Genomic DNA, 6,680 nt, shown 5'->3' on the forward strand with positions numbered 1-6,680 from the left:
GCAGTTCCCGGTGACCACCGTGGTGACCCCGTGGCCGCTCGATGGCTCGAGCAGGCTGTCCCAGCTCACCTGGCCGTCGTAGTGCGTGTGGATGTCGACGAAGCCGGGCGCCACCAGTCGCCCCGTGGCATCGATGGTTTCGGCGGCCTCGGCCATTTCCAAACCACCCATCTCGGGATCGCCGGCGCCGCGGCGGACAACGTCGACGATCTTGCCGTCTTTGATGCCGATGTCAGCGCGATAGCGCTCGGCGCCCGTGCCGTCGACGACCGTGCCACCGATGATCTTCAGGTCGAACATGGGACCCTCCTTGTCGACGACCCTCAGTATTTCGCTACGCTAAGTAGCGTAACTGCTGTGGCGGCCATGGCAATAGGTCCAGCCGAATTCGGCCGGCTATAGAGAACTCTTCAGTGCCGCCACGGTCTCCAGGTCGTCAAGCGCTGCGACACCGCGACGCAACCCTTCCATGGCGATGTCTTCGACCTGCATACCCCCCATTCCCGCGGTGATCAGCGGGGCCACATAGGCGTACAGCGCGCCCTGCCGGTACCGCAGCCACAGGTCGTCGCGGTCCAGGTCGGGTCCGCCGGCCGCTGCGAGCGCGCGTCGGTAATCGTCGAGTAGGTCGCGCTGTGCTACTCGGCGGTCCTCCGGCGTCAGACTGGTGACCAAGGTGTAGGCCAGTTCGCGGGAGGGGTGCCCGCGCCGCACCGCCTGCCAGTCCAGAAGTCCCGGCTTGCCGTCGCGGAAGTACATGTTGCCGGGGTGTGCGTCGCCGTGCATCACCGTATGAGGGGGGGTGTCGATGAGCGCGGCGACTACGCGGTAGTTGTCGGCGATGAAGCTGCCCGTATCTACCGGGAGAGCGGTGCGCTCGGCGAGCCGCTTCATCGAGGCCTTCATCAGCGAGCCGGTCAACAGGGACGTGGCGTCGCCCGACGGCGTGTGCAGCCAGCCCAGCGGCCCGCGCCCGGAGCGCGGCAACCGATCCCAGAAAGTGGCGTGCAGGCCGGCCAGCAGTTCGACGACGAGGCTCGCCTGGTCGACCGAAATCGGGTGCAAGGTATCGGGAAATTCGCATGACTCGGTGGGCAGGTCCTCCAACACCAGCAGGTAGCGGCCCGTCCAGGCGTCGAATGCGGCGCCGTAGGCCCGCGGGACACCGCTGACTTGCGATGCGAGTTCACTGTAGAAACGGACTTCGGTGGGCCCGAGCCGACCCAGTTCGCCCATCAATCGGGTGACGGCGGTGGCTGCCGCCAGCTTGACGAACACCGACTCGGGCACACCGTCTCCCGCGAGCGCCAGCCGGGCCCGCGACGACGTCCCTGCGTCGCTGCCCACAACACTGACCGAGCGGACCGTGGTGCCCATGACGGCGGACAGGATCGCGGTGTCGATTTCGCCGACCGCGCGCGGCAACCCCGCTCGGCCTCCCAGCACCGCGTCAGCGGTCACCCGGCCGACACCACGGGCCAGGTGAGCGGCCAGAGCAATGATTGAGAAGGCTTGCCCCACAGGACTTTCCATATGCGTCCATTCGGTTGGCGACGTCGGTTACGGGCGGCCGGGGGCGCCAAACGTCGATAGTGCGTCGTGAGACAAAACTTACTTAGCGTCTGGACATAGGACAATACGTGGTTATTGTCTGATCTGTGGCACCAGGGCGCGCACTACAAATTGGTCGACGAATTCGCGTTTGTCGGCCAGCGAGCGGTACCGCCAGGAGGGGGTCAGCAGGAACAACGTGGTGGTGTGCAGCCACTGGACGAGCGACCGAGGATCGAGGTCGTCGTGGAGTCGCCCGGCGAGCTTCCAGCGCTTCAGCAGCGGCCCGTAATGACTCAATAGCAACTCCACGATGGGTTCCGAGCCCTTCTCGAGGGCTGTGGCCACGGCAGTGCTCTCGGCGGCGAACAGCGCTTCGTTCAGTGGATTGCCGTCCACCGACTCGACGCGCGCCAGGACCATTTCCGGCACCGACCGAACCGGGTCTTCGGGAGCGGGCAGCGAACGCACCAGATTCGCGAGCGCGTTGTCGACGCGCTTCAGCATCAGACCCAGCAGGACTTCGTCGCGGCCGGGGAAGTACCGGTACACGGTGGACCGTGAAACCCCCGCCTCGTCGGCCACTTCACCCATCCGAACCTGCGTGTTGCCGCGGCGCAGGATGCACCGTCCCGCGGCGTCCAGGATGCGTTTGCGGGCTTCCTCGTCATCGAGGATCGCGCGCTCGTCACCCCACCACCGGCTCGGTTCCATGGCGCCGATGTTACGGGATGCGTTGCGCTAGGGAGCATCTGATCCGCCTGGAGCCTTCCCCCGCACGCTTTCCGCCGAATCCCGTTGCAAGCCAGCCTATTCGCCAGCCAGAGAGGCCGATCATGGGTTACTCCGCCGCCGACGAGTCGTTCACCCACCAGCTGCCGACGACCTTTGATCAGGTGCATCATCCCGATCCCACGTGGTCGGATCGCTGTTATTTCTTCGCCGCGTCGCCGGACGGCATGATGTTGCTCGCGAGCGGCTACGGCAACAACCCGAACACTGGCACCGGTTTGGGTTATGTCAAGGTCACTCTCGCCGACGGCCAGCATTGGGACCTGTTGTCGGGCCGGCCTGTGGCCGGCGACGACCGCGGTGACCTGAGCGCCGGCCCCATGCGCTGGAGCTGCGTTGAGCCGCTGAAAAAGTGGCGCCTGGACGTCGAGCCCAATGCCTCGGGAATCGAGTGGGAGCTTTACTACGAGCCCACCGCCCCCATGTGGGAGCTGCTGCCGATGAAGGTGCGAGACGAAGACGGCCGATTGCTGGCTGATATGTATCACATGAAGGAACCGGGGCGTTGGACTGGTTGGGTCAAGATCGACGGTGAGCACATCAGCGTTGACGGTTTTCATGGCGGCCGGGACCGTACTTTCGGCGTCCGCGTCTCCGACAAGATCGACTTCTGGCTATGGCTGGATGCGGGCTTCGAAGACCGCGCCATCGAAGCATGGGTCATCGAATCATCCGATGGCACAGTCAACTACGTTGACGGCGGGATCACGCATGCGGATGGTACCCTGTCGAGGCGGTTCGTCAAGATCGAGCACGACGTCGAATTCGACGGCGACAGCAAGCGGCCCGCCCGCGCGGCCTTGGTCTTCACCGACGAAGACGGCAAAACGTACCGAGTCACGGCCGACGCACCGCACCAGGATGTCAACGCCTACTACGGGTTACCGATGGCGCACTGCCACTACGAGGATCTGGGTAAGGATGCGTATTTCATCCACTTTCGTTGGGATAGCACCAATCTGGAGCAACTCGCCGAGACCGAGGGCAAATCGATGGCGCTTGACCAGCTGATGCGCTTCGAACTCGACGGCGACGTCGGTTGGGGAATCTTCGAGTTGCTTTCGGGCGGAGGGGGCTACCGTCGCTACCCGAACTGGGTGGCGATGGATATGTCGGCATTCACCCAGGACAAGACTCCGGTCGACCGTTTAACCGCGGATGGCGAAGGAGCTCGTCAATGACGCTGACCGCCGATGTCGAAGAGCGCTTAACCGCGTGGCTGCGTCGACAACTGGACAACACCGACGAGGTTCGCATCGAGGGCTTGGACCGGGTGAGCTTCGGTCACTCGGCCGAAATGCTGACGTTGACGGTCCTCACGCGACACGGCGATCAGGACACGCGTCAAGACGTCGTGTTGCGTCTGCGCCCCAAGCCACCCGCGCTGCTGGAGCCCTACGATCTCGCCCGCCAGTTCGGCATCCTGCGGGCATTGGAGCACACCACGGTCCGCGTTCCCCGGGCACTGTGGCTCGAGGACACCGGCGACGTGCTGGGACGGCCGTTCTTCGTCATGGAGCGCGCGGCGGGCGATGTCTACGAGATGGAGTCACCCACCGACGTCGCTGACCACACCGTGGTGAGGATGTGCCAAAGTCTGGCCGAACAACTCGCGGCGATCCACTCGGTCGACCTCCAGCAGACCGGGCTTGACACCCTCGACGACGGCAGCGACCAGCTGGACCGCGATCTGAACCACTGGTCTGCAGAGATGAACCGCGTCAAGCGCGGTCCCCTACCTGCGCTGGAACGGCTCCACCAGGCGCTGCGCGCCAGCCAGCCCCAGCCGTGCCCCCGGGTCACGCTGGTGCATGGCGACGCCAAACCCGGCAACTTCGCCTTCACGGACGGCGACGTCAGCGCGGTCTTCGACTGGGAAATGACCACGGTGGGCGATCCCCTGACCGACATCGGTTGGCTCGAGATGCTGTGGATGCAGCCCGTCGGCATCAACAGCCACCCCGCCGCGCTCACCATCGATGCACTGCTCGCGCACTACGAAGCGACCAGCGGGATCAAGGTCCACAACCGCCCGTGGTACCGCGCGTTCAATGCCTACAAGATGGCCGTCATCTGCCTCATCGGCGCAATGCTGGTCGAGGACGGCCACAGCGACGATCAAAAACTCGTGCTGGCCGCCTACGGCACCTCCCTGATGACCAAAGCCGGGCTCTCCGAACTTGGCATCGACGAACCCCTCGATGACGGCCCGGTGCTTCCGCGCGAGGACCGCATCCGACAGGTCCTCGGACAAGCGATGTAAGACCGTGCGGCCTGCGGAACGCAGGCGACGGCCCGTCAGGCGTGGAGCGGTGATGCTTCAGGTCTTTCCAAGTCATCCCGACGCGTGTCCTGTGCGGCGTGGGGTCGATGATCAGCTCGTTGGCGAGTGCCTGCATCAGCGGGATGCCGCGGCCCCGAAACTGCCGCTGTACGCCGGCCCGGTTGCGGGACCTTGTCCGGCCAGCGCCCGTGGTCGTTGACGGTCACGGCAAGCGTGCCGGAATCGGCGTCGTAGGTTGCGTCGACGTCCAACGTGCCGGGTTGCCGGGAATCGACATAGGCGAACTCGGCGGCGTTCGCGATTGCCTCGTTCACCGCCAGAAGCACTTCGGTGGAGCGTTCGGCGCCAAGCGCGAAATGCCTGTCGAGCCACGTGGCGAACTCGGCTCTCGTGCGAGCAGCGCTGCGGGCATCGGCGGAGACTCGCTATCGCACGAAGCGGGATCGGTCATCGATGTTAGGCATTTTCTGCGGCTGACGATCAGAGCATCTCATCGAATCCAGCTGCGTACCCACCCCTTTAGAAGCTTACCGATCGGTGATATCGCTCAGCGCGTCGTCGAGCGTGCTGTAGAGGGAAAGCACGCTGTCGATTCCCATGAGTTTGATCGGCCTGCTGGTGGCCGCCCCGTGCGCGACGACCGCGAACCTCGTAGGCGCCACGACCTCCGCTTGCGCGGTCACCAGGACGGTCATCCCGGCCGAGGCGAGGAAATCGACTTTCGACAGGTCCACGATCAATGCCGCAGGCTTGGCGGCCGTAGCGGTCTGTATCGCCTCGGACAGCTGGGGCGCGCTGAGCATGTCCACTTCACCCGCGACGGTGAGCACGACCGCTTGGTCTACCTGATGTTTGCCCACTTGGAAAGGGGTCGGACCGACAGAGTCCCCGGATTGCTCGATCATGCTGTTTCTCACATTCGTTCCCTGCGGAACACCGCTGGCTCTCAGACAGGCACTGCTGACCTGGGGCTGTTGGTTCAACCCCGCCAAAACCCGCTTGCCAGGAAGGTAAGACACTCCCCGATTCCGCAAAGCGGTGCGCAGCCGCGCGTTCAGTTGATTGTAGGTCACGTGGCACAACACACCGGAAGCACTGCGTTCAAGGGGCGACGTGGCACGCGAAACACCAGCGGCGAGGCGGCCGCGCCGTCGTTCGGGCCTGCCCCGACGCTGTTCAGCGGCGACCGAATGTCCGCGGCAAGGTTTCCATACTCATCGGGGCGATCACCGGCTCCTCGATTGCATGGCGCTATGGCCGACCAAACCGCTAGTGCCGCAACGGGCCGACATATGATCGGCACGACCACCACGAGGAAGTGGAGCTTTCCATGCCGAACGAACAGCAAGCGGACCGGATGACCTCGGGCAAGGGATTCGTCGCGGCACTCGACCAAAGCGGCGGGTCGACGCCCAAAGCGCTGCGCTTGTATGGCATCGAGGACGTCGCGTACTCCTCCGAGGAGGAGATGTTCGACCTCGTTCACCAGATGCGCTCGCGGATCATCACCGCCCCGGCGTTCACCGGCGACCGCGTCCTGGCGGCGATTCTGTTCGAGCAAACCATGGACCGCGAGATCGAGGGCCGACCGTCGACCACCTACCTGTGGGAGACCAAGGGCGTCGTGCCCATCCTCAAGATCGACAAGGGCCTGGCCGAGGCGTCCGATGACGTGCAGCTGATGAAGCCGATGCCGGGACTCGACGGGCTGCTGGAGCGAGCCGTGGGCAAGGGCGTATTCGGCACCAAGGAACGGTCGGTGATCGGTGGCGCCAACGCCGAGGGCGTCGCCGCGGTGGTCGCCCAGCAGTTCGAAGTTGCCCGCCAGGTGCTGTCGCACGGCCTGGTGCCCATCATCGAGCCCGAGGTGACCATCTCGATCTCCGACAAGGTGCAGGCCGAGGAGATGTTGCGCGACGAAATCATCAAGCACCTCGAGACCGTGCCCGACGGACAGCGCGTGATGCTCAAGCTGACCCTGCCCACCGAGGCCAACCACTACCGCACCCTGGTGGACCACCCGAAGGTGATGCGGGTGCTCGCGCTCTCCGGC

At 64.8% G+C, this 6,680-nt stretch carries 7 protein-coding genes and 1 pseudogene; 3 read left to right on the forward strand and 5 right to left on the reverse strand.

The annotated features are described in order from the left end of the window. The 3 genes from ACLP9N_RS17995 to ACLP9N_RS18005 all read right to left on the reverse strand — a co-directional run. On the reverse strand, positions 1 to 300 hold a 300-nt coding region (locus ACLP9N_RS17995; protein WP_442408690.1), incomplete at its 3' end, for an amidohydrolase family protein. Positions 301 to 396: 96 nt separating this feature from the next. After that, positions 397 to 1,533, reverse strand: a complete 1,137-nt coding sequence (locus ACLP9N_RS18000; protein WP_442408691.1) for a phosphotransferase — start codon at positions 1,531 to 1,533, stop codon at positions 397 to 399. A gap of 111 nt (positions 1,534 to 1,644) precedes the next feature. After that, positions 1,645 to 2,265 (reverse strand): TetR/AcrR family transcriptional regulator, encoded by a 621-nt coding sequence (locus tag ACLP9N_RS18005; protein WP_442408692.1) that lies wholly within the window; start codon positions 2,263 to 2,265, stop codon positions 1,645 to 1,647. A gap of 122 nt (positions 2,266 to 2,387) precedes the next feature. Here ACLP9N_RS18005 and ACLP9N_RS18010 point away from each other — a divergent pair, with 122 nt between their 5' ends. Then, positions 2,388 to 3,524 carry a hypothetical protein gene (locus ACLP9N_RS18010; RefSeq protein WP_442408693.1) on the forward strand — a complete coding sequence of 379 codons (1,137 nt, stop codon included), beginning with the start codon at positions 2,388 to 2,390 and terminating at the stop codon, positions 3,522 to 3,524. Beyond that, positions 3,521 to 4,606 (forward strand): phosphotransferase family protein, encoded by a 1,086-nt coding sequence (locus ACLP9N_RS18015; protein WP_442408694.1) that lies wholly within the window; start codon positions 3,521 to 3,523, stop codon positions 4,604 to 4,606. Before ACLP9N_RS18010 ends, ACLP9N_RS18015 begins: the two co-directional genes overlap by 4 nt. 35 nt (positions 4,607 to 4,641) lie before the next feature. Here ACLP9N_RS18015 and ACLP9N_RS18020 read toward each other — a convergent pair. Then, positions 4,642 to 4,986 (reverse strand): annotated as a pseudogene (locus tag ACLP9N_RS18020) (ATP-binding protein); the annotation flags it as partial. A gap of 168 nt (positions 4,987 to 5,154) precedes the next feature. Then, complete coding sequence (locus ACLP9N_RS18025; protein ID WP_442408696.1) at positions 5,155 to 5,532, reverse strand: STAS domain-containing protein; 378 nt, start codon at positions 5,530 to 5,532, stop codon at positions 5,155 to 5,157. A gap of 425 nt (positions 5,533 to 5,957) precedes the next feature. On the opposite strand from ACLP9N_RS18025, the gene ACLP9N_RS18030 reads away from it, so the two are divergent. After that, positions 5,958 to 6,680: fructose bisphosphate aldolase (locus ACLP9N_RS18030; RefSeq protein ID WP_442408695.1), on the forward strand; the 723-nt coding region annotated here is incomplete at its 3' end.

The organism is Mycobacterium sp. (genome assembly GCF_052144515.1).
In the GTDB taxonomy this organism is placed as follows: Bacteria; Actinomycetota; Actinomycetes; order Mycobacteriales; family Mycobacteriaceae; genus Mycobacterium.

What these genes read in the sequence shown, in the direction of transcription:
- ACLP9N_RS18000 (WP_442408691.1), bottom strand. Translation starts at nt 1,533, where the DNA reads ATGGAAAGTCCTGTGGGGCAAGCCTTCTCAATCATTGCTCTGGCCGCT.
- ACLP9N_RS18005 (WP_442408692.1), bottom strand. Translation starts at nt 2,265, where the DNA reads ATGGAACCGAGCCGGTGGTGGGGTGACGAGCGCGCGATCCTCGATGAC.
- ACLP9N_RS18010 (WP_442408693.1), top strand. Translation starts at nt 2,388, where the DNA reads ATGGGTTACTCCGCCGCCGACGAGTCGTTCACCCACCAGCTGCCGACG.
- ACLP9N_RS18015 (WP_442408694.1), top strand. Translation starts at nt 3,521, where the DNA reads ATGACGCTGACCGCCGATGTCGAAGAGCGCTTAACCGCGTGGCTGCGT.
- ACLP9N_RS18025 (WP_442408696.1), bottom strand. Translation starts at nt 5,532, where the DNA reads ATGATCGAGCAATCCGGGGACTCTGTCGGTCCGACCCCTTTCCAAGTG.